Below are 23,705 nucleotides of genomic sequence, written 5' to 3'. Positions count from 1 at the left end.
GGTAGTGTTAACCAATGTGAATACACTACAACGTACATAGATCTTATGATAAAGGAGATAAATTATGGATGAAAATAAGGCTACCGAACAGATTTTAGGCGGTTTTGATCTTGGTGACAATGATGAACTATTGATGGAATTTATGAAATCGGGTGCATCCAGAAAGCAGATTTATGCTATACCAGAAAACTTGATGGAAGGATTTTATACCTGTGCTCATGATTACTATACTCAGGGAAAACTGGATTTGGCGGAGCAGTTTTTTAAATTTCTTTTTATGTATGATCTTCATAATCCAGACTATGCATTCGGACTTGGAGCCGTGTATCAGTTGAAAAAACAATATCAACGAGCACTTGATATTTACGCTGTAGCATTTGCGCTCAGTAAAACTGATTATCGGGCAATGTTTGAGGCCGGTCAGTGCAACATGCAATTACGCTATATTGGAAGGGCCAAACGGTGCTTTGAAATAGTGGTTGAGCATGAAAAGGATGCGCAATTAGTCGAAAAGGCAAAGCTTTATCTTGAGTCTATCGGCAGCATAAAAAATATTAGCGAGATCACAGCAAAAGAAAAAGAGAGTGAAGATTATGAATGGAATAACAAATAACCCATTACCACGTTCTGCATATTTAAATAATATTGATGGTCAAGTTAAAAGCACAGAGGCAAAGACTGAAGCTGTAAAATTAAGCAATGACCAAATGGATGCAGCCCGTAAAATTGTTGAAAGTAAAGTTATTACACAATTTGAAAAATCACAAAATAATGGTGATACTTTAAAACCCTCCCTGCGAGCACCTTCATCGTCGAAAACCCCTTTAAGCGCCTCAGCACAGACTACATCCAATGGAGGTTCTGAGATCGAAAAAAAGGGGGCAATGGAGACTTACAACGAATTGATGGCAAACCTGATCACCCTGCTGGGTGATCAGAGCATCGATGAGTTGCAGGCACGTGCCGAAATGTATACTAAATATAGTAAAGATCACGGTACTGCCACAAATGCTGTTATCGAACAAGTGGAAGTGGAAGAAAGTGCGTATAACGCTGCTAAAACTGCGCAAGCGTCAGCATCCCAGGATGTTACTTCATTAGAATCGCAAGTCTTTATGCAGCAACAGCAGATTCAGACATTACAGCAGTCAAAGGCTGAAATTGAAGAGAAATTAAATGACCCTGATATATCTCCTGCCGATAAGGAGGATTTATCAGCCCAGCTTAACAATATCAATCAACAAATTTCACAGAAACAGGCATCTCTCAATTACCTGCAAAGCAATTTGATTTTAGCTCAACAGAAACTCGATTTAGCGACAAGCAATGTTAGCAGCAAATCAGCTGAGCTCCAGCAAAGCCTTAATTATCTGGGTTCTCTAAATAAAAATGCGGCAAGTGTTAATGATTCTTTCGATAAGTCATTAAAAACTAATGCTGGTGCGACTGCATATTTAATGGCGCAGCTAATTACCATTATTGGTGAATCGACAGAAGAAACGATGGAAATGAACCTGAAGTTTTCACAAAAAGTTCAGGCGGCTCAGCAAGAAAAACTTCACGAAGATACTTTAGAAGTAGAAAGGCAACAAGAAAAATCTAAGCATATGCAGGAGACGATGGGGTGCATTGGCAAAATTATTGGTGCCATTGTAACCGTTGTTGCCTCAATTGCTGCTGTTTTCACCGGTGGTGCCTCTATGATTGCGCTAGCGGCAATCGGCGCTGCTATAATGACTGCTGATACAATCTATCAGAAAGTAACAGGCAACGAATCATTTGTCGCTGCTGCATTAAAACCGATTGTTGAGCATGTTTTGATGCCGATTATTCAGCTCATTACTGATGCTATTTCTACAGTACTCGAAAGTTTAGGTATCAAAAATGACATAGCAGAAATTATTGCCACTGTTCTGGCTGTAGTAGTATTAATAATTGGCGCGGTTGCCGCCTCCGTAGCGTTAAAAAAATTACCAATTGATAAAATCATGAATGTTGTCGGTTCAGTTCTTAATAAAGTATTTAAGACCGTAATTAGTGCCGTAACTAAAGCAGTCAAGCCAATTGCCTCAGGTCTTAAAAGCATCACAGACGATGTTGCCAAGAAACTTTCGAAGATTATGGACTCACTTTCAGCTGCATTGAATCAGTTGGTTGGCAATCAGGCTAAATCAAAAATCAATGTAATGAAACAGTTTTTTAACAATGAGGCTAAAGTTAAATCTCTTGGGAATGTATTTAATTTGGCTGAGGAGATATTGAGATTAATAAATGTAAGTATAGATGCTGCTGCTGGTATCGCTTCTGGAGCAATTGAGAAAAAAGTGAGTTATAAGCTGGCCGATATCACGAGAGAGCTTGCGGATTCTGCAACTATGAAACGTTATACTGATAGTGTAACTGAAACATTTAGTGATTCTATGGAAAACCTTAATATGTTTGCGACAAGTACTGCTGATATGGCTGGAGACAATATGAAGGCTGGCCAATTTATTTTATCTAACACCAAGGTCTGACACCTCTAATATTTTTAATATACATTGGGCAGTAACAGTGAAATGAATAACTGGTTAATTCTGATGACTTTTGCAATTAGCTAGTATTAATCTTTAATTAAAGGAATTATCATGAGTAATACTATTAGAAATTCTCAGCCAGTATCTAGTATTTACCAAAAACCAGTAGCAGTCGATGAGAATGTGTACACATCTAAAGGTACGCGTATTGCAGATATTGCACTTTCAAACTACATAACTCAGAATTTGTCTACAAAGGCTAAAAATGCCGATAACGGGAAAGTTTTTTCCCCTAACCCTGAGCAACAAAAAGATGTAAATGATGTTTTACAACTTTTCAACAATGCATTAGAAACGTCTGACGACAGTGAAAATGTAACTTTTACGTTGCCTAAAAGCTCTGAACAAGTTGGTTTGATCTGTATGCTTATAGAGTTAGCAAATCAATCTTCGATTGCCGATACCGAGCTAAGTAGTATGTTTGGTATAATTAGTGCAGAGAGTACTGAAAGTGCTGCTCAAGCCCAGCAAGCCCAGGGGATGGCTATCTTCACCAAAAGTATTCTTTCCTCATCTATTAATCTGGCAGGTACTGCAAACGCTACTCACAAATCTGTTAAAAACTACTCTGCAACTAAAACTAATATCAATCAAAACCTGGCAAATATGCATGAGGCTGATCTTCAGATCAGGCAAATGCAGAATTCACTTAATGCAAGTAAAAATGATCGCCTCGATCTAGCGGATATTACATCCTCTTCCTCCACGATTAAAAAAGCAGATGGCTCAATTGCCGAGTTACGACCTCAGGATCGTGCATTAAGTTCAGAAAACAACGCAATAGCCGCACGTAACCTTGATGAAATTATTAGTAAGCGTGATGCTTTCAATAGCGCTTTCTTACAAGGTGAAGCGCGCACACGCCTGACATCTTCTCAGATTGAGGCCCAACGAGCCATTGGTGTTGCTGGAAGTAGTATCGCTGACGGTACAGGCTCATTGGCACATAATATTGAGCAGAAAGAAGAGACGGAAGAGCGTTCTGAAGCGAAAATCATGGATGGTGCAGTGGAGATGTCCCGTCAGCAGGCTCAAAAATCGCAACAGCTGCTTTCTAGTATGATGAATTTATTAAATGATACTCGGCGTAACACTTCCGATCTGGCTAGCTCTTTTGCATCTAATTTAAAAGCATAGTGATTGGTAGACTCTAAATTTTTATTAATGTAATTATGTATCTGGCTGAATAATATATTTTATGTGGTTCGCAGTAAATGTAATATTATGCCAGATACGTATTGTTCAAAACCTTTGGTAATACTTTCTGGCGCTAAAGTATTTATTAATAAATGACACAAAAATTCTGTATTGGAAACTATTATGTCTGACATTAGAGATGTTTCAAGTTATGCCCGTCCAGTTTACAGGAATGATTATTTTGGTGCGCAGGACTATATGTCTTATGCAGGTGCTCCTGCAGGAATGGAACGCACTTTGCGAACAACCGACCTGTCTATCACTGATGTTCGACAGGTCAATAATTCTCAATTGTCCTTGCCTCAGGCTGCTTCTTCAGGAACAAGGCAGAATTATCGCTATTATGATTTATCACAGATTATAGGTGAAGGTGCGATTAAAGGACAGTGCAATTTAAATGAGATGAATAAAAAATTAGCAACTTTGGTAGTGACACACCTTAGTCAATCTAATCCACAAATAACTCAAGAATTCGTTGAGTTAATGCTTAAAGAATTTATTCAGGGAACATATCTTAATGTTACCGCTCAGGAAGCTTTTATCGCGCTGGCCTTTTTTTTATCTGATGCCAGAAACTGGATAGATAACCATCAAGGCATTATCTTTCCTGATTGGGCTGTTCATTTTTTTCATGAGAATAAACAGTGCATCATTGATTGTGCAAATGATATTCACGATCAACTTCAGGGTAATCATCACTCTCAGAAATTTGAAAAAAAATACCGTTATCACGGAGATAAGGTTTATAATGATGGAGTTTTAAAAACCACTATAAAGCCACAGCGTAAATTAATGTTGAAAGCCGGTGAAGCATACCTCACGCAACAGGATAAATCCAGGGGATATAAAGGACTTACTGATCAACTGCTAGCTTACCACGATGCGGTGGTAGATGGTTTGATGAATGAGATTTGTCCCCATGTTATTGCTGCGGCGCAGGAAAAATTTTCCGTTACATTATGTCATGACAATATTTTAGAAATTATTTCCAAAGATTATCATTTTAAGCAATTTCATGAGCAAGCTAAAGAATTAAAGAAAAATTTACTGTTTTTCGATAATTTATCTTATAACGTACCCAAAGCTTCATCAAAAGCAAAGCATTTATTTCATTTTTCACACACTCATAAAAGCCAACAAAATAATAGTGAATTCCATCCTGACTTTGTAAGGGCAGCAGGATTACTACTTATAAATCTTTATTCTTTCCCAATACCTGATGCTTTTAGAGAAAATATTTTGAAGGAGGGTAGCGATGCCATCTAAATTAACCCGCAGCACATCTGTTGATTCGGCCTTACTAAGGCCCGTCGTGGTCAAAAAAAACCTATCTCAACTTGCCTCAAATCTGCGAAGTGTAAATACTGTTCCTGTAGCAAAACCAGCGGCAACCGATCCTACATCGAAATTTGAATTACTTAAGTTTAGAAATCAATATCGTGAAAGTGTTGCTACAAATTTCATGTCATCTTTTAGTGAAGATTTCAAACTAGCTTATGAGGCCGGTGATAAAGTCCAAAAGCGAAATCTCGAAAACATTGCGGTGGCCATTTATCTGGCTCAGGCTGAGATAATTCGTGACAAGAAAGACGATACTGCTTTTAAAGAGGCAGTATCTGGATGGCTTACTGCTATAAAAGAAGGACATAAAGATCCAAATAGCAACTTCACTAATGAAGCAAATTTTAATGTTCATCATAAGAATAAAGCTCGTGAGAATTATCTGAAAGCTGTTAACAAGTTAGGCAATGTTCTTAAGGAAGCCTTTTTAAATCCTAAACAGCTTGCTAAAGCTGCAATGTGTGATATTAGGCAAAGATGTAGTGATGTTTTAGAGCATCATGGTATTGATATCACACAAGTTCAGGACTTTCTGCAGCAAGCGGCATTTAATGCAGAAAAAAATATGTGTGATGCGCTTGAAAATTTGTCGATGCCGGGAAAAGAGGGCACTGCTTTTTTGCAGCAATCAATTTTCCATGTCAATTCGATGCTTAATTATCCAAACTACTTACGTGAGGTAATCGCTAAAGCGGAAAAACCAGCTGAACAAACACCTCCTCCCCAGCAAAAAAATGATGCCACACCTGCTTCAAATGAAAATAGTGTGCCATTAGGTCGTCAGGATCAAGTTCCGCCGGCATCAAATGGATATTATCCTCCTGCGGCACCGGTTGTTAATCTGAGCAATATTGGTAACCCTGTAATTAATATTGATTTAGCTGATAAATTCGAGCGGCTTGAGAAATTGCTTGAAAAAGGAACCAATGTTTATCACATCCACAATTATAATATTTGTAGGTGTCAGCATGCACTTGGTAGTTCAGCAGAACCTCATAATTTACCTGGCCTAATGCATTTCACCGCTAATGAGAATGCCTATCCTGCACTCGATCGTTCTTCAGAATTTATTGCCTCTAATGTTGAATTAATATCATCCGTGCATCCTGATGCTCAGAGGATGAATAATAATACGGCTCTCACTGGATCATCTACAAGTCAGTCGGTTTCAATCGATCAAATCGATGGAGCCGCCTCTTTAGATGTAGTTGAGAATCTTCATTCTGAAGATATTAATGTAGAAAATAATGCGCAAAATTTCCTGCAGTCTACATTGAGTGAGAGCGCCAATAGTTCCGGTATAATTAATGACTCTACCGGGGTTGACAGTGATAGAGCGGTATCTGATACGGATATCCCGGTATCCTCGGAAATTCATAGTCAAGAAGCAACTAATGATATCGATACTAAATCCATAGCAGATGCTACGTTATCTGTCAGAAATCGCACAGCAATATTCGAGAAGATGTTTAATAATATTCCCGATTCGACAAAATCTTTACAACCGCAGGGGCAGCCTGTAACCGCCTCCAGACGGCCGTTGCCACATATTGATTCCTTCATTGCAAAAGAGGAGCGTGCAGGTCGCGGTGTGACATTGAGTCAAACAGGCTTATTAAGACCCAATATTCCAGGCGCTGATTCAATCACTTTATCTGCCAGACAAGCCGAGTTGGGTCGAACCGAAAATTCTCTAAATGAGACATCAAAAAATAAGTCGTCATTTAGTACGTCTGAGGATATTGATCTGACGGATACTGTTAATGATACAGAAAAATTGAAATCTTTCGTTTCCACCGCATCAATAATGCTTCAGCAGCCTAAACGAGGAATTGAATTTAATAACCTATCACGGCCGCAACAGTTGAACCGCACTGCATCATCTTTACAGGATGCTACCCTGCCCAAAAGCGTGTCTCACGTCCAAACTGTTGCCTCTGACATAAATGATATTTCAGACGAGAATATAAAAACCGTTCAGTTTAATAATGCGATTAATTTTTCTGACCCCGGCGTAAGCAACACTACGTCACAAGTATTCGCTACTGATATGACTAGTCAGCGTGAGACCTTTGGCGCGCCCAAAACCAGGCCCTATAGTCCCTATCTGGATGAAAGTGGCAAACCGCGGCCACGCATTGTTACAACTGTAGATGGTTTACATCCTTCGAAATATTAAATCGGACAACATATTTATGAAAAGTATCGATGAAGTAAATACATACTTGCTGGCGGAAGTCGCAAAAATAAAGTCATTACCTGTCGAATCTGTAACTTTAGAGAGTCATATTCTCTACGATCTTTATTTCGATTCAGTTGATCTTATTGATCTCCTTACATCGATTGAATATGATCTCCATGTTGTTATTGACGATGATGAACTTGATAAGTTTACGACGCTTGCATCTGTAAGCCAGACAATTTTGCGGTTTAGCAAATAGTCTGGTGTAGTGTTGTAGTCGGCAGTACCATCCGTAACGATATTGTAGACTTATCGGGTGTAGTAGCATACTGCTTTGAGATGATGCATATGGATGCTTCATCTATGTAAAAACGGCTGACTCCTTCAGATAGTCAGTCGTTTCCTTCGCCCTGGTATTCTACTTCTTTTCTCTTCCGTCACCAGCCTATCGCAATACGGGTAGGCACAGGACATACTAATGTTAAGATCAAGACAGAACCTTGTGGGTCTAACTGGCTATGTTTATGAAATAAAAATATATACAAAAGGGAGGTACAGAAGAAACACGATTTGTAAAAACAAGGCAGTGTGAAGCGTGGAAATAAAAATTGGCTCCTCTGACTGGACTCGAACCAGTGACATACGGATTAACAGTCCGCCGTTCTACCGACTGAACTACAGAGGAATCGGTTGGAACGTATCTTAGCGGCGCAAAAATTTTTGTCAAACCCTATACTGTTTGAGTGGCTCTTTTTGCAACAATCTGTTGTATTTGCCAACGAATTTTGCAGGAAAATACTTTGCAGGTTTACTCTTTCTCTCCCATTATTTGAAATGTTGTTTCAACATTCTTTTTTAAGGGCAATTTTGGACGTTACTGCTTCTCTGCGCAGGGTCGTTACTCGAACCCCCTGGTACGCGAAACGAAAGAGTTATCGGGTTCTTTTCTGGCGTGAAGTTACGCCACTGGCCATTCCTATTTTCCTCGAAAATACCTGTGTTCTGCTCATGGGCGTTCTTAGCACGTTTCTCGTCAGCTGGCTGGGTAAAGAGGCTATGGCAGGAGTGGGGCTGGCTGACAGCTTCAATATGGTTATCATGGCCTTTTTTACCGCAGTCGATCTTGGTACCACAGTGGTGGTGGCTTTTAGCTTCGGCAAGCTTGATCCCAGCCGGGCGCGAGCGGCGGCCCGGCAGTCGCTGGTCATCATGACCCTGTTTGCCATTGGATTGACGCTCCTTATCCACGCTTTTGGCAGTCAGATCATCGATTTCGTGGCTGGAGAAGCGACGCGAGAGGTTAAGGATCTGGCATTAACTTATCTGGAATTGACAGCTCTAAGCTATCCGGCCGCGGCGATTACTCTGATTGGTAGCGGGGCGCTGCGCGGGGCAGGAAACACTAAGATTCCGCTGCTGATTAATGGCGGGATGAACATCCTTAATATCCTGATCAGTAGCGCACTTATTTATGGCGTGTTTTCCTGGGACGGTCTTGGTTTTATGGGGGCAGGTCTCGGGCTGACGATAGCGCGTTATATTGGCGCAGTTGCGATTATTATCGTGCTGATGATCGGTTTTAACCCGGCGCTTCGTATCTCCCTTAAGAGTTACTTTGCGCCGCTGAATTTCAGTATTCTCTGGGAAGTGCTGGCAATCGGAATTCCGGCGAGCATTGAGTCGGTGCTGTTTAACGGCGGGAAACTGCTGACCCAAATGTTTGTCGCCGGGATGGGGACCGATGTGATCGCGGGGAACTTTATTGCGTTCTCCATTGCCTCGCTTATTAACCTGCCTGGCAATGCACTGGGTTCAGCGTCGACTATTATTACCGGTAAACGGTTGGGTAAAGGCCAAATTGCGCAGGCTGAGCGGCAGTTGCGCCACGTGTTTTGGCTATCAACGATCGGCCTGACGATCATTGCATGGCTCAGTGCGCCTTTTGCCGGATTGATGGCATCTTTTTATACCCATGAAGACGATGTAAAAGAGGTGGTTAAAATTCTCATCTGGCTGAATGCTCTTTTTATGCCTATCTGGGCAGCCTCATGGGTGCTACCGGCTGGGCAGAAGGGCGCTCGTGACGCTCGTTTTTCTATGTGGGTTTCAATGCTAAGTATGTGGGGGTGTCGCGTTGTCGCCGGATATGTACTTGGGATTATGTTGGGAATGGGCGTTGTTGGCGTCTGGCTGGGGATGTTCTTTGACTGGACGGTGCGCGGCATCTGCTTCTACTGGCGAATGATCTCCGGGCGCTGGCTCTGGAAATATCCACGGTTGAAGAAAAACGTCGATTAACTGAACATAAATGCGTTCTTTCTGCGCATTTCGGAGAATAAATCGGCAAACAGTTGGATTTGTACAAACAGGCTTTGACAAGGGGGAGGCGGGTCGCTAATATTCGCCCCGTTCACACGATTCCTCTGTAGTTCAGTCGGTAGAACGGCGGACTGTTAATCCGTATGTCACTGGTTCGAGTCCAGTCAGAGGAGCCAAATTTAAAAAGCCCGCTTTTGCGGGCTTTTTGCTTTTCTGAATTCAGATTATTTGTTTACCGGGCAGAAGATCAGAGTTTTAATCTTTTCAGCATGAACATACTTAGCGTTCCTTTACTCCCCAGCCGCCAGATATGCGTCATATTACCGATCGACTAGTTAGTCATCGGCACGTCATTCTCTGACACGGTGAGTGGCGCGGTTGCCGCCAGCAGCCACGGATGGGCATCCTTTTCCACCAGAGGCAAAAGCGCTTCGCGCACCTGCTGGTGATAATCATCCAGCCACTGCTTTTCCTGTTCGCTTAGTAAAGCCAGCTCAACCTGACTAAGATCGATGGGGATAAGCGTCAGGGAAGAGAAGCGGCAAAATCCCGGACTACTTTCGACAATTTCTACCTGATTCTCAATCCGAATACCGTAGCGATCTTCCAGGTACAGACCTGGCTCGATGGTAATAATATTGCCAGCGGTAAGCGGCCATGGATTCACTTTTTTCGCCATCCGGTGCGGCTGCTCATGGATCAACAACTGATGCCCCACGCCGTGACCGGTGCCATGATCGTAATCCAGCCCCAGCTCCCACAGTGGACGGCGCGCGAAAGCATCAAGCTGATGACCTTGTGTACCCGAAGGGAATTGCAGCGTGATCAAGGCCAGAAAACCCTTTAAGACCGCGGTGTAATGCAGGCGATGCTGTGGCTCTAGCGTACCGAAGGCCATTGTTCGGGTGGCGTCTGTCGTACCGTCGGAGTACTGGCCGCCCGAATCGTTAAGATAGAAGTTGGCACCGGTGATTGCCGCGTTAGTCTTCTCTGTAGAATGGTAATGGCACATCGCCGCATTGCTGCCTGCAGCAGAAATCGTGCTGAAACTCTGCTCAATAAAACCAGGCTGTTGCTGCCGAAAAGTCAGTTGCTTTGCCTGGGCTTCAAGCTCGGTAAGCGGGTTATGTGCAGCTTCACGCAAGGATACTTCCTGCGCCAGCCAGGCTAAAAAATTGACCCAGGCTGCGCCGTCATAGCAATGGCAGCGACGATAGCCCGCCAGCTCAGTCGGATTTTTATTCGCTTTGATTAAAGTGACCGGGTCGGCCTGCCAGGCAACAGTACCGCCTGATTGTTCCACCGCAAAGCGCAGTGCGACAGGGGCATTATCGGCATCCAGTTGAATACACTTGCCTGCCGCAATTTGCTCAAGATGCGGAATAAGCTTTTCTGGCGGCAATATCTTAAGCGAGTTTAAGAGCGCCGCAGGCAAATAGGCGGTTTTATTTTCTGCCACGAACCATTCTATCTCACCATTTTGACTCAGCAGCGCAAATGAGAGCGGTACTGGACTCATTGCAATGTCTGCACCGCGCACGTTGAGCAACCAGGCAATATTGTCCGGCTGTGTAATAACAAGATAATCCACCTGATTTTCACGCAGCAGCGCTGCGATACGCTGGCGTTTTTCTTCGCTGCTTACCCCTGCAATATCATCGGGCATCTGCCGAATCGCAGCATTAGGGGCCGCGGGGCGGGTGGTCCAGATGGCGTCAAAAGGATCCTCTGCGAGTGGCATCAGTTCACAGTGTGTTTTTTTCAGTGCTTCATACTGGCTGTTGACCATCAGCAAGGGTTCAAACGCGATCCGGCTTGCCGGGCTAAGTTCGCTGCTGAGCCATTCGGCAAGCGGCTCATCGTGCAGGTGGTGTATTTCCCAGAGACTAAGATCTACTTCATTGCGCGCCTGAACCTGATAACGTCCGTCCACGAACAGGAGCGCACGATTGTGCAGAACCAGCGCCAGCCCGGCAGAACCAGTAAAGCCCGTTAGCCAGGCAAGTTTGTCATCATGCGGCGCGCAATCTTCACTCTGATGCGCGTCCGCACGCGGAATGATCATGCCATCAAGCGCCTGCATCGTAAGTATGCGACGCAAATCGGAAAGAGAGCTGCTCATAAAAATCCTTATCGTCATTAACGGAATGGTGGTTCGTTAAAGGTGCGCAACTTACGCGAATGTAGACGCTCGCCTTCGGCACGAAGTTGATCAATAGCACGGATACCAATCTGCAAATGCTCCGAAATTGCACCCTCATAAAAACGGTTGGCCTGACCCGGCAGTTTGATTTCACCGTGCAAAGGTTTGTCCGAGACGCACAGCAGAGTGCCATAAGGCACTCGGAAGCGATAACCCTGTGCGGCGATGGTTGCGCTTTCCATATCAATCGCCACCGCGCGGCTCAGGTTAAAACGCAGCGCCGATGCGGAGTAGCGTAATTCCCAGTTGCGGTCGTTGGTAGTAACGACGGTGCCGGTACGCAGACGCTGTTTAACTTCCTCCCCCGGCATTCCGCTGACCTGCTTAGTGGCGTCGTAAAGCGCACGCTGCACTTCCGCAATGCTGGGGATAGGGATATCCGGGGGCAATACGGCATCCAGCACATGATCGTCTCGCAGGTAAGCGTGGGCGAGGACGTAGTCGCCAATAGACTGACTTTCGCGCAGCCCGCCGCAGTGGCCAATCATCAGCCAGACATCCGGACGCAGTACCGCGAGATGATCGCAAATCGTTTTCGCATTCGACGGGCCCACGCCGATGTTAACCAGGGTAATACCCTGACCGTCGGCGGTAATCAGATGCCAGGCGGGCATCTGGTGCTTTTTCCAGGCCAGATCGGAAATAGCCGCTTCCGGCGCTTCAGTTTCAGCGGTGATCCAAATCCCACCTGCGCAGGAAAGGGCAATATAAGGACTGTCGGGATCAAGGATCTGGCTGCATCCCCAGCGAACAAACTCATCCACGTAACGGGTGTAATTGGTAAACAGGACGAACGGTTGAAAATGTTCGACCTGCGTGCCGGTATAGTGACGCAGGCGTGCAAGGGAGAAATCAACGCGACGGGCATCAAAATGCGACAGCGGATAAAATTCGGTAGGGTGAAATAGCCCGTCAGCCGTCTCATCGCCAATCTGAGCCAGTTCGGTGGTTGGAAAATGGCGTGTTAACCCGGCACTCATGGAGCGATCAAGGATGATTTCGGAACCATCAATGACATAAGGAAACGGAATTTCATGCTGTGAAAGGCTGACGGTAATCTCCGCACCATAATCTTCATAAAGCAGCCTGAGTTGTTCCGCGAGATAGTTGCGAAACAGCGCCGGGCGCGTCACCGTGGTGGTGTAACACCCTGCATGCGTAAACCGGCCATAGGCGCGGGTTTTCTGCGCTTTATGCGCATGACCATCCCACGTGACAGAGATTTGCGGATAAACAAACAGCCCTCCCGCCCGCGCTTCGCTATCAGGTACGGTGGCATCGGCGACATAACAGGCAATAGCGTCCCGCAGAGCATTCACCGACTGCTCATAAAATGCCTCCAGCTGATCCAGCGCTTGTTCCGGATTGAGTCCGGTAACCTTGTTGTTCATCATTCGCTCCTTGTGTCAGATAAACTGCATATACCCGATAATAGGTCACAGGAATGTGAAACAAAAGCCAGCGGATCAACGGGACGAACAACAGTCATTGATTAGACTGTCGGGATTTAACGGCAATCATGGTGACAAAAGGATGATATTGCCACGGCACGGCATCGCCTTTTTGATACATCTTCGAAATTGTGCCGTCAAGGTACAGCATCTGTCGAATGTCCAGTTTTGACTGAGCGTAGCAGGCAAAATCATAAAAAGTGGTGGCGCGTTCACTTAACATAAACACTACCCGGCCCTGTGAGGTTACACCCACCGCGTTGCGAATTTTTTGTGAGCTGGAAGTGGGGAGCAGACGCTTGTTGATGTTCCCGTTTTCAATCATCAGTGGCCCTGATTGCACCGCATAGGTTATTCGCATTGATGCTTTGAAGTTAGCCAGGCTGACGATCCCTGCCTGCTTCCCTTTTATATAAAACACGCCGCCGGGACGAATAAAAAAGTTACCGCCGCCGGAGGCCTTGTTAAGCGGGATCCATTGATGTCCCTTTTCAATATACAAGCCGAGCGGCGTATATGATTTAGCATAAATACCGCCATTCATCGCCATCTTTATTCGCCCGTCAGTATTAACGTCAGCCAGCAGCTTTTGTAATGATCCCCAGGCGGTGCCGTCCGCTTTTTTCCAGTACATCACGATATCGTCATGCAGAGGATCGGCAATATAGCTCTGAACGGAGAGCGCCGGATCGTTCAGCTTACAATCGCTGGCAAGAGCAGAACAGGAGAGTAGTGGAAGCGTTAAAAACGCCAGAAGAGCGAATTTCATTAAGGTCAATCCTTACAATGAAATGAATGCGGAGGCGATTCCTCTCCGCAAGAGTGGGGTGCAGATGGATAATGCGGCGTTCAGGCGCACGTGAAAAGCAAAAAACGTGTCAAAATTTGGGCTTACTACCCTGGAGTGCGGCGGTCGGCCTTGTTTTTATCGGTAACGGGCTGGTCTGTACGTTAAGTCGGGATCCCGGCGCGGGGCGAACGATGCGAGAGAAACCAGTATGTGCATCTTGTGTAATTGCACGTTATTGATCTGTTGAACTGTATAGACGTTGTGAACGAGTGAGTTGAAGAGTTTATCAGAGAGCTTGGTGCTGCGGATATTCGTGTCGGAAAGGAACATGCGTGTTCGTTTCATTACCTAACTGAGGTGATCCTGAATCAGCCTACCCATTTTTCTGGATACGAAGAGATAAGTAGATATGTACCGGGAGGGATTCTTGTGCTAACTCTCTGAATCAAAGTACCACAAGGACATACTGAGACACGCAGAAGTAAAAATTTGGCTCTCTGACTGGACTCGCCTTAGCCATTAACTGGCTGATTGGTAAGCTAAAACTAAAAGTTGGGGTTGTCAAGACCACCAGAATGACCACCTATTTTTTCTGGTTTTTTCTTTCTGTACACAAGTCGAGTACTATGGCTTGTACACCACCTCATCTATGCTTTCCTTCAAACCAGATAAAGCGCAAAAAAGCTGTGCGGTAGATCAGCCAAGGATTGCTACATAACATCAGGAGCCAGATAAATGATGGAAGGTAAACTAATTTTCTGCTCGGACTCAATACTACGCTTTCGTTCTGATTACGATGAAACAACAGCTCTTCCGTTACTCTCAATACAGAAAGCCATTTCAGATACCGATCCCTTTTTTCTTCTCAGGTTCTTTCGTCATACCGTGATGATTGAAGAAGGAACAACGCTGGCGAATATCTTTTTTGCAATTGAGCCGTGGAAGGAATTGCTAACCGCTTACTTGGATCGGGATGTTGGAGCCTATATTGACGAAGTAAGAAAACCATCTAAACCGACCACATGGGATCTTGAGTGGATTGGCATTGATCGCCGCAGCTCTGTTTACCACGCATATCAGCATCAGGATATGGGGGACGGTGAGGATTTAACAGCCTGGTTCAACCGTGAGAGGATCCCCACTGACGAATTTGATATAGAAAGTAGCTGCGATGCTTCCGGTTTTATCAAAGGTGATAAAGAACGCTGGAGCCTTAGCGAAAATGTCCACGAAATTAAAAATCTGCCAGTGATCCTCTACAGTAAGCAAACGCTGATGACCTTACAGAAGGATGAGCTGCTAAGAGAAAGTGCCTCTGGGGTAAATAATGCCGATCGTAGCCATTTTGTTTATGGGGATACCTCTTTTTCCTTCTATGAAGTAATGGAAGCGATCTTCATTAGTGGTTTGTTCTTCCATACCCCAAGTACTGCGACAAACTGCTTTGACGGGTTAAAAAACAGTCTTGATGGACTGGAAAACGAGGCGTCGAAGGAGACTGAATCTGATCTTACCGACAGTGAAGAAGAGAAACCGCTAAAAGTAGAAGTTGTCGAGGGGGCTTTTGATTCCCTGATTACCCATATGGAGTCTGAAACCGAAAACTGGCAGCTGCTCAAGAAACAGTGCCAAAAAGAGGGTTCTTTGCCAGTCAGAATTGGGGGTATTACACCTGCAAAGCCGCCTGAGTTGCGATTGTGCGGAGAGATTTGCCGGGATAGTAGTGGCGTTTAAGTTGTTATCGATTTCTATAATGTTTTTGAGGCAGAGGTTGAATTTATGTCACTGTTTCAGCGAGAAAAAAGGATCACCAGCTATTTATTTGATATAACAGCATGGAGACTGAACGAGAAAAGCCGAGGTGAGCTTTATCATGGACAATGTCGCACCTACACCGCAGCAGTTTACTAGCCCACTAAGCTGCATACTGTTAAAAATCAGTAAATACCAGCCGAATTTACATCTTAGCCCTAATGAGTTTAGCTATCTGGCGGCGATGGCTATGTGGGGTATGGAGGAGTCAGGTGTCGAATCAAATAGTGAGCATTACTTTGTACAATCCGGCTACGATGAGACCACATGTCACAGCATCATCCGTTACGTTGATGAAAGAATAAATGAGGATCCTAATACCTCCGATGTTCGGGTTAATAACTTTCTGAAACGAGCGCTGGAACAAGGATTGTTGTCACTGGCCGGAATGTCTGTCGCTGATGTTGGTGGAACATATCGTCTGACTCAGTTGGCACATGATTTGTTAAAACCTTTCCAACAATATGATGAATTAGAGGATAAAGAAACATTAAGTCAACGTTATCTGAGAATTGATCAGGAACTGTCCAGTTTAAATGCTGCCAGCGATGGAGAAAAAATTACTGGTAGTGAATGGTTGGTGAAGGTAGAACTTTTTTTACCGAGCCTGAAGGATCTGCTGACGGGCGTTTTTAAAAATCAGGAATTCCTCATCTCTAAATTTCATTCAATGCGCTCCGAGATACAAACCGAAATTGGTATTTCTCTGGAAACGGAAATTCAGCAACTTCTGGAAATAATACGCACGCTGGCTGGCCAGATCAACGATTTGAGAATGTTAGTAATGAACCGTGCCGATGCGGTATTAATGCAACTGGAAATTTTGCAAAATACAGTCGTACAAAAAGGTGGGGCTCAGCGATTAAAAAATACATTATCCTCTTTGTTTGGTTCATTAATGGATGTTCGAGAATTTGCTAATCATTCCTTAAGGGATTTATCCGGATTCTTTAGCAGCGTGCTGGACCGTATACGCATCCGTATCGCGTTAGATCCCAATGCTAATCTGGGGTATTTAATCGATCGTACTATCGAGTTGTTTGGTCGGTCATCATGGTCGTTAGTATTACCTTCGACGGTTAAGCTAATGCAATTACGTGAATGGGACACACCGCCGCCTCCAGCGGATAATGCGTTGTTCCTCGATGATAATGATGATGAAGAACTGGTGCGGGAGATGCCTGCGTTTCAGTTAGAGAGTTTCGCAAGGGAGTTTGTTGAGAAGGCATTAAGTGATAATAAACCGGTGAGTAACGTTTCTGTTATCAGAAATATTTTAAGTAAATTCCCATTCAATGAAATGGATCGCTTTCGCTTGGCACAGTGCACAATAAAAGAACTGATGAAACAAAGTGACAATATTCAGGATGATATCTCCCCAGAATGGGTTTTAATGGATGAGTCAGCAAATTACGAAATCGAAGAGCAATGGCTAATTTCACAAGGTGATCTCAATGACTGAGCTTGGATCTACACAGGGTGATCAATTTAATACATTTCTGGATGTGATGAAATCACCTCTATTCCCCGTCGTAGATTATAAATTACGTAGAGGAATTAATATATTACCTGCGGATTATATGCTGTATTCATTTGTTAATCAGGCATTTAATCCGCTTTGTGAATATTACGACTGCTTGTCTTTATCTTTATGCTTTTCCAATGAATTTGTTTATTATTTACTGCCTCAGCACCGTGGGAAAATACCATTAGAGCGATTTAATGAGTTGCAGATGGTCACTGGTTTGATAATTGTTGCAATGGAACTCGAAAAACAGCTTAGTCAAAAAGAGTGGTTCACAACGAATCAACTACTGGATCGAATGAGCAATCAATTATCCGAAACCAGACTGCTGGAATTATTTCGCCGTCGTCCTGGCCAACAGACCCAATACGATTTATCTAAAATCCAGGATGAAATCAGAAAGTCGCTCATAGTATTCGATCGCTATGCTTTTATTCAACTCTCTAAGGATCGGCAATCCTTCCAGACAACACCCGCTATCTATCGTTTTATTGAACCGCTGCGAGGATTACAGCAAGAGTCAGAAATTCCACAACGCCTGGCTGAACTGATCCAGGAGGGTTATCTGGTCAATATTGATGAGGCGGTGCGGGATAGTGTAGATGAAGATTTGGCAGAAAGCGATCGTTTCTCTGCCGAAGAAGAAATGGATGCAACGGGTGATTTATTTGCTTCCGGGACTCATAAAGGGGAACAATTGTGAACCACTACCCTCTGATACGTAGCCTCAGTATTGTCAACATTAATGGCATTATGGCCCGAACGTTAAATCTGGTGAATCCTCACGCACTGCGTACATCGCGACAGTATGGTGGTACCGTTTCATTGTTGGGCAATAATGGGGCGGGAAAAACGTCTTTGTTGGGCGCGTTTATGTTCAGCCAGATCCCTGATATTCGCTACATTAGCTTAGGGACTAAGGATGATTTCAAAGTTTCAACATCAATAAAAGACAGTGAAATGTTTCCACGTTTAGGGCAGCCCAGTATTGTTGCTCTGGAGATTGAGGCCCGAGGGACAGGCCACCGGCATCTGTACGTCGTCAGGGCTGAAAAAAAGACAGGAACAACATTAGAAACCCAGCTATTTTGTTTGAAACTTCCAGATAACGTTAATCCACTGGATTGTTTACTTGATCGTAAAGGACAAGTGGCTCACCCGGTAACGACAGACCAGTTACGGGATAAAGCCGCACTATTAGGATGCGCCATTCAGTCATTTAAAGACCCAAATGCCTACATGTTGGCACTGTTTCAGCATGGCATTTTACCCCGAGCCTGTCAGTCACCCGATGATAAATATCGTCTGGCCCAGATCCTTCATTCGGCAATGGCAGGGCGTCTGGATAAATCGATAGAAAAACACCTCAGCGCTTATTTAATGGCCCATACTCGCGGGAATATACATTCCGTAGTGAATATGGTGCATGAGTCCATGATCAAAGTCAGGCTTACGCAGCAAGACCTGCAAAATTATCAAAAGGATTATCAATTTTTTAATTCATTACTTACGTTGAGCTTATCATTTTCAGCCAATACGTGGTCAGTTATTGAGAAAACACTGGCGATGAATGATGAAGAGCGCACTATTATTCAGAAAGAAAAATATCGAATCGAACGTGAGCTGGAAAAAATTGAGGAAAGCCTGAGTTCCCTAAGGCGCAAGGAAGACGCCATAAAATCGGAACAGTCAATAGCGCAACAACAGATGAGTGATATTGAGCCTCGGCGGCTATGTGCTCGTGATGGTAGGATTTACTTCGATCAAGAGCAAAAAGCAATTGGTGAACTGAATAAACTTGAACCGCAGTTAGAGAGTGCGGAAGAAGCAAGCAAACTCCAGCAAGGTATTGTTGATGAGCTGGAAAGAAAGAAAAGTGAGAATGAAGAGGGCCAGCTACGCATAGCCCAACAGTTATCTAATGTTGTCTCGCATTATAACATTGCTCAGAAAATGGCATCGCAATATAACCACGCAAAACAGCTATATGATGAGATTAACCAATGGAACATGGTTTTTACGCTGTCTGGATTAACCGCATTCATTGAACAGCTAGCGAATCAGGAAAAAGAGGCGGGGAATGCATTCAGTCATGCAACGCGTCAATTACGATCTCATCAGGATATCCTGAATGCTTATACTTTCGCCGCAAACAGCGCACGAAAATTGGGGGATGATATCTCTCCTCCAGACGCTCAGCGCTGGTTTATGGAAAAATGTGCTCAACTGGAAAAATGGCGTATCGAAGACGCTCAACTGGGTGGATGGCGACAGCATCAAAATACGTTACAAAGCGATCATCAAAAACAGCGGCGTCTTCAGCAACGGCTTCGTGATGCTGGCATGCTATCGTTACCATTGAGCGATGAGGATTTTGCGCAGCAACTGGCGATGCAACAAGAGCAAGAATTGCACTTAAATGAACAAAAGGAACAATTAACGCAACGTCAGACTGAAGTACAGGAACAAATTAAGCAGCTTGATATCGATATTGTACGCTATGAGCAACAGAGTCAGCAGTGGCACCAATATCAGCCATCGGTTAGCTATTTACGCACTATTTTTCCTGATGATGATTTGACGCCGCAACGCTGCGAACAACTTATTCTTGACCATGCGTTACACATTAAATCACTTCGGCAGGTAGCCATTGGCTACGAAACGGAAATCAAACAATGCCAGGGGCGTCGTGACAAACTGAGTGGAAGAGAAGCCGGAAGTCTTGAGTATTTACGGACTCTTGCCGCTGATGTATCGGGAATATCGGTTGCTGAGCTGTACGCAGATATCGAAGTACAGGACGCCGGATATTTTGAGGCAGCATTAGGGCCGTTAATGTTTGCCATACTTGTCAATGGTGATGTCGATGATGCCGCTAGGCAATTGCTTACACAATACGATGAGCAATGGCCGCTTCCCGATATTTTATTGATCAGTGTCACCCAGCCTATAGACGTTTTGCGCAACGAACCGTTCGAGTCGGAATTACTTTTTAAAGATATCACCGACGAATATAACACGGAGGAGAGTATTCTCCCGCCCTGGTGTGTTATAGATGAACCGCGATACCGCCGCATCAGCCAGATACGTTCAGAGCCCGTATTAGGTGATAAAGCCCGCGAGGCGCTTATCCTTCAATTGGACCAACAGATTCAACTGGCAGAAGAAAAGAGCGAGACGCTGGAACGTGAGATTGAAGACGTTGAACGTAACAACGAACATCTTAAGGCCGTTAGCGCGGCCCCCTCATTTATTTGGGATGATGAACCGCCGCTGGAGGATACTCGCCGACAGCGAAGTCATCGTTATACCGCTCTGACAGATATTGAAGAAAAATACAGAAGCGTGTCCAGTCAGTGGAAAAAAAGCCGGAATCTCTTACTGGCGCTACAGGAATGTGAGCCAGACAGTAAAATCCTGTTTCGGGATTTTCCTCAGGAGCTGGCCGAGATTGCTGATCAGATAAAGCGGGCTGAAGCTGCCGGGCGTGATATTAGACGCTATCAGCCATTAATTAATCAGATAGAAAAAGAGTATCCATTACTACGGGAAGAATACCCTGAGAATATAGCGCAAGTACGCCAGCAGGTTGAGCAGAACGAGAAAACCTGGCAAACCTCTGCAATGCGAGTTCGACTGGTGAAAGAGTTAAACAGTGTGCGTGCTCACCTTAACCAGGAATATGTTAATGCTCAGAAAATACTGGAAGATGAAGCACAAGCACAAATCCTCTTATCTGGCGATCAAAAACGGCTGGATCAGGACGGCGAACGAATTAAACAAGAACTCAAAAATGCAAAAAAAGAGTTAGCTGAAAAAGATAAGTTTTATTCAGAAATGACATCCGAGATTACTCGCCACCACCAGAATCGTGATGAGGCTAAAAAAGATCTGGATAGTTTGCCATTTCCCTACACATTCGGCCTGGAAACTAAACTTGCCTCACAACTCGCGCATTTACAGGGCCAACTTAAAAAACTGAATAACAGTTTAAGAGAGTGCAATACAAAAACGACTGAGACGCATCAGCAACGCTTAAGCGAAGAGTTAAACCTGAAAAACCAGAATGATAAACTCACTGTCCTGATAGAAAAAATTGAACAGATAACTCAGCAGCGCAACGGAATTATAAGCGCATTAAAAGTCGATGGCTCTTATGGTGAGCTGGAACCTGCAATGCGCGAGATGCTGATAAATAGCAAAGCACTATCACCAGAGGCACCATTGCTGGTCGATCAACCCTTGCTGGCTCAACTGACCCGGCTAACTGTTGAATATTCAATTTCTTCAGCCGACCCCTTTATGCAGCAATTAGCGTCCTGCGGTCAAAATACATCTGACATCGCTGAAGTCTGTACCACGCTTTATAGCCACGCAGTGGCGCTGTTTCGTCGCCGTGCCCGTCAGGATATCCAGCGCACCACGCAACCCCGGGAAATGCTGCTGGCATTGTCTCAGGCGGCGAAAGATGCACAGAAGATGCTGGCTGAAACCGAAGCCACGTTCCAGATGAGCCGGAATGAACTGGCCGACGCGCTATCGCGCCGGATCAACGATGAAAAAAGGGCGATAAGCCGGTTAAGTGCTGAACTTACCGGAATTGGTTTTGGGCAGGTTGCCAGTGTGCGTCTGGAAGCCAGAACGGTTAAACATTTTCAGGATACTCTGAACGCTCTGAAATCAGGCGGTTACGGCATGGACGATCTCTTTTCCACGGCAGGAACCGTTACTGAAGCTCTGGCTGGCCTGTATAAAAAAATCAATCAACATGAAATTGATGGTTCACATTTGCTGGATCACCGTAACTACCTGGATGTAAAAACGCTAATACAGCGTCGTGGTGCAGAGCAGTTTGAACCACTGAACGCTTCCAGCCTGTCAACCGGGGAACGAATCGGCTCCGGGCTGGCAGTGCTGATTGCCGTGCTCAGGCACTGGGGACGTAGCTCTCACGGCAATAAAGAGCCTTTCACTTTGCCGCTGGTGATGGACGAGGTTTCCCGTCTGGATGCCGCCTCTCAGGCGACAGTCCACGAACTGGCGGTAAGAACCGGGTGCCAGATGTTGGTTGCGGCCCCGGAAACGTTAGGGAAAATTACCGGAACCGGCTACCAGTTGGTGCGCATAGTCAGGACAGAGGACACGGGAGCCAACGGGCAAAGTGTTACGCATCATCAGGTGAAAATTACCGGTGTCCGCGACGCCCAGCAGTTGCCATTTGACGTTGATAGCTATCTGGCTACAGCAGAGAATGCTGAAAGTGACGAGGTGAAAACAATTTAATGCATAATGAACTGTTTCAGTTAGGTTTCCCAGTTAGTGAACTTGGCGATATTCTTCAGCAACTGAAAGAACGGCAAATGATGTCCGAAAATGCTAAGGAAAAGTCGCTACGAAATTATCTGGCTGAATTGGGTATTATCATCCCTTCCACGCACAATCGCTGGCGGCTGGTGGAAAGTGAACGCTTGGATATTCTGCTCGCTCAGGTGCAGCAACAGATACAACAACAGATCATTGGCAGAAAAGAGCATCACCCGGCCATCCCTCGGCGAATGCAGAGGATCCATCATAAATCAGCGTCGGCATGGCGAGGTAACAGTAAAGCAGGTCTGAGCCAACCCTTAGTCAAAGGGCAGACCGTTACCTATGATGATATCTTACGACTTCGTAGCCAGGGGACGGAGCTGCGGCTAACGTTTACCTGTAATAACGGAGAAAACGTTTTGTTTGCCGATGATGAGAGTCGATGGCGTTCGGAGTGTTGTTTGCCAGAACGAATGCTACTTGATTTACTCTCTGTAGACATGTCATCGGCGCAACTGATCATGACCGTCGAGAATTTAGGCGCTTATGTTGATATGCCGCTTGTCGATGGTTTGATACTGATCTTTGCCCCCGGTCTGAATTATCAACTCGCCTGTCGGTGGATTTCTCAATACGGGCAGGATGTACCCTGGGTACATTTTCCCGATCTCGATCCGAATGGTTTGGCGATTGCGCGGCAACTATCCCACGCATTGGCCCGACCCTGCCGGATCTGGTTACCGGACTTTTGGCCGTCAGCACACCAGGTAAATGAGGTGATTGGGGCCGGAAAACATGCCTGGGATACCGCGCCGGATTGTCCTCAACTTACGCAATTAAGGCAGGAACAGCGCTGGATTGAACAGGAGGTGTTGGTTGTGGACTATCGTTTTAATGCAGCGATGCAGAGGTTGGTAAATCATTCTGGTGATGAAATAGCACTTATCGAATCGACGGAAAACTCAATTGAACAAGATGTGTAGAAAAAAGAAATTAGACTTG

General features: G+C 44.8%; 15 protein-coding genes and 2 tRNA genes. 13 read left to right on the top strand and 4 right to left on the bottom strand.

What is annotated here, in order from left to right; genetic code table 11:
- Positions 1-64: 64 nt before the first annotated feature.
- The 6 genes from AC791_RS14295 (at position 65) to AC791_RS14270 (ending at position 7,555) form a co-directional block, all read left to right on the top strand.
- Positions 65-613 carry a tetratricopeptide repeat protein gene (locus AC791_RS14295; protein WP_049841074.1) on the top strand — a complete coding sequence of 183 codons (549 nt, stop codon included), beginning with the start codon at positions 65-67 and terminating at the stop codon, positions 611-613.
- Positions 594-2,516, top strand: coding sequence for a type III secretion system translocon subunit SctE (sctE, locus tag AC791_RS14290; protein ID WP_228136911.1), 1,923 nt, complete (start codon positions 594-596; stop codon positions 2,514-2,516). The genes AC791_RS14295 and sctE overlap by 20 nt, the downstream gene beginning before the upstream one ends.
- Positions 2,517-2,627: 111 nt before the next feature.
- Entirely contained in the window at positions 2,628-3,713 is a 1,086-nt protein-coding gene (locus AC791_RS14285; RefSeq protein ID WP_049841072.1) for an IpaC/SipC family type III secretion system effector, read from the top strand.
- Between the two features lie 183 nt (positions 3,714-3,896).
- Positions 3,897-5,039 carry a hypothetical protein gene (locus tag AC791_RS14280; RefSeq protein ID WP_148677803.1) on the top strand — a complete coding sequence of 381 codons (1,143 nt, stop codon included), beginning with the start codon at positions 3,897-3,899 and terminating at the stop codon, positions 5,037-5,039.
- Positions 5,029-7,293, top strand: coding sequence for a hypothetical protein (locus AC791_RS14275; protein WP_049841070.1), 2,265 nt, complete (start codon positions 5,029-5,031; stop codon positions 7,291-7,293). The genes AC791_RS14280 and AC791_RS14275 overlap by 11 nt, the downstream gene beginning before the upstream one ends.
- A gap of 16 nt (positions 7,294-7,309) precedes the next feature.
- The gene (locus AC791_RS14270) at positions 7,310-7,555 is read left to right on the top strand and encodes an acyl carrier protein (protein WP_158443035.1); all 246 of its coding nucleotides are present in this window, start codon (positions 7,310-7,312) and stop codon (positions 7,553-7,555) included.
- Positions 7,556-7,905: 350 nt separating this feature from the next.
- On the opposite strand, the gene AC791_RS14265 is transcribed toward AC791_RS14270, so the two are convergent.
- Positions 7,906-7,981 (bottom strand) — tRNA-Asn (locus AC791_RS14265).
- A gap of 149 nt (positions 7,982-8,130) precedes the next feature.
- Here AC791_RS14265 and AC791_RS14260 point away from each other — a divergent pair.
- Entirely contained in the window at positions 8,131-9,594 is a 1,464-nt protein-coding gene (locus AC791_RS14260) for an EmmdR/YeeO family multidrug/toxin efflux MATE transporter (protein WP_077264640.1), read from the top strand.
- 121 nt (positions 9,595-9,715) lie between these two features.
- Positions 9,716-9,791 (top strand) — tRNA-Asn (locus tag AC791_RS14255).
- A 155-nt stretch (positions 9,792-9,946) separates the two neighbouring features.
- Here AC791_RS14255 and AC791_RS14250 read toward each other — a convergent pair.
- From AC791_RS14250 to AC791_RS14240, 3 genes are all read right to left on the bottom strand, one after another.
- Complete coding sequence (locus tag AC791_RS14250; RefSeq protein ID WP_148677824.1) at positions 9,947-11,743, bottom strand: aminopeptidase P family protein; 1,797 nt, start codon at positions 11,741-11,743, stop codon at positions 9,947-9,949.
- A gap of 11 nt (positions 11,744-11,754) precedes the next feature.
- The gene (locus AC791_RS14245; protein WP_049841066.1) at positions 11,755-13,209 is read right to left on the bottom strand and encodes an AMP nucleosidase; all 1,455 of its coding nucleotides are present in this window, start codon (positions 13,207-13,209) and stop codon (positions 11,755-11,757) included.
- 94 nt (positions 13,210-13,303) lie between these two features.
- Positions 13,304-14,038 carry a phosphodiester glycosidase family protein gene (locus tag AC791_RS14240; RefSeq protein WP_049841065.1) on the bottom strand — a complete coding sequence of 245 codons (735 nt, stop codon included), beginning with the start codon at positions 14,036-14,038 and terminating at the stop codon, positions 13,304-13,306.
- Between the two features lie 759 nt (positions 14,039-14,797).
- Here AC791_RS14240 and AC791_RS14235 point away from each other — a divergent pair.
- The 5 genes from AC791_RS14235 to AC791_RS14215 all read left to right on the top strand — a co-directional run bounded on the left by AC791_RS14235 (position 14,798) and on the right by AC791_RS14215 (position 23,686).
- On the top strand, positions 14,798-15,793 hold the full coding sequence (locus AC791_RS14235) for a hypothetical protein (RefSeq protein ID WP_049841644.1): 996 nt from the start codon (positions 14,798-14,800) through the stop codon (positions 15,791-15,793).
- Between the two features lie 139 nt (positions 15,794-15,932).
- Positions 15,933-17,333, top strand: coding sequence for a hypothetical protein (locus AC791_RS14230; RefSeq protein WP_049841064.1), 1,401 nt, complete (start codon positions 15,933-15,935; stop codon positions 17,331-17,333).
- Positions 17,326-18,099: a chromosome partition protein MukE gene (locus AC791_RS14225; RefSeq protein ID WP_049841063.1), complete on the top strand. Its 774-nt coding sequence runs from the start codon at positions 17,326-17,328 to the stop codon at positions 18,097-18,099. Before AC791_RS14230 ends, AC791_RS14225 begins: the two co-directional genes overlap by 8 nt.
- Positions 18,096-22,679: a chromosome partition protein MukB gene (mukB, locus tag AC791_RS14220; protein ID WP_049841062.1), complete on the top strand. Its 4,584-nt coding sequence runs from the start codon at positions 18,096-18,098 to the stop codon at positions 22,677-22,679. Before AC791_RS14225 ends, mukB begins: the two co-directional genes overlap by 4 nt.
- Positions 22,679-23,686, top strand: coding sequence for a Wadjet anti-phage system protein JetD domain-containing protein (locus AC791_RS14215; RefSeq protein ID WP_049841061.1), 1,008 nt, complete (start codon positions 22,679-22,681; stop codon positions 23,684-23,686). The genes mukB and AC791_RS14215 overlap by 1 nt, the downstream gene beginning before the upstream one ends.
- Positions 23,687-23,705: the final 19 nt, after the last annotated feature.

Origin of the sequence: Klebsiella sp. RIT-PI-d (assembly GCF_001187865.1) — a bacterium.
In the GTDB taxonomy this organism is placed as follows: Bacteria; Pseudomonadota; Gammaproteobacteria; order Enterobacterales; family Enterobacteriaceae; genus Superficieibacter.
This window is presented reverse-complemented; position numbering and strand designations above follow the sequence as displayed.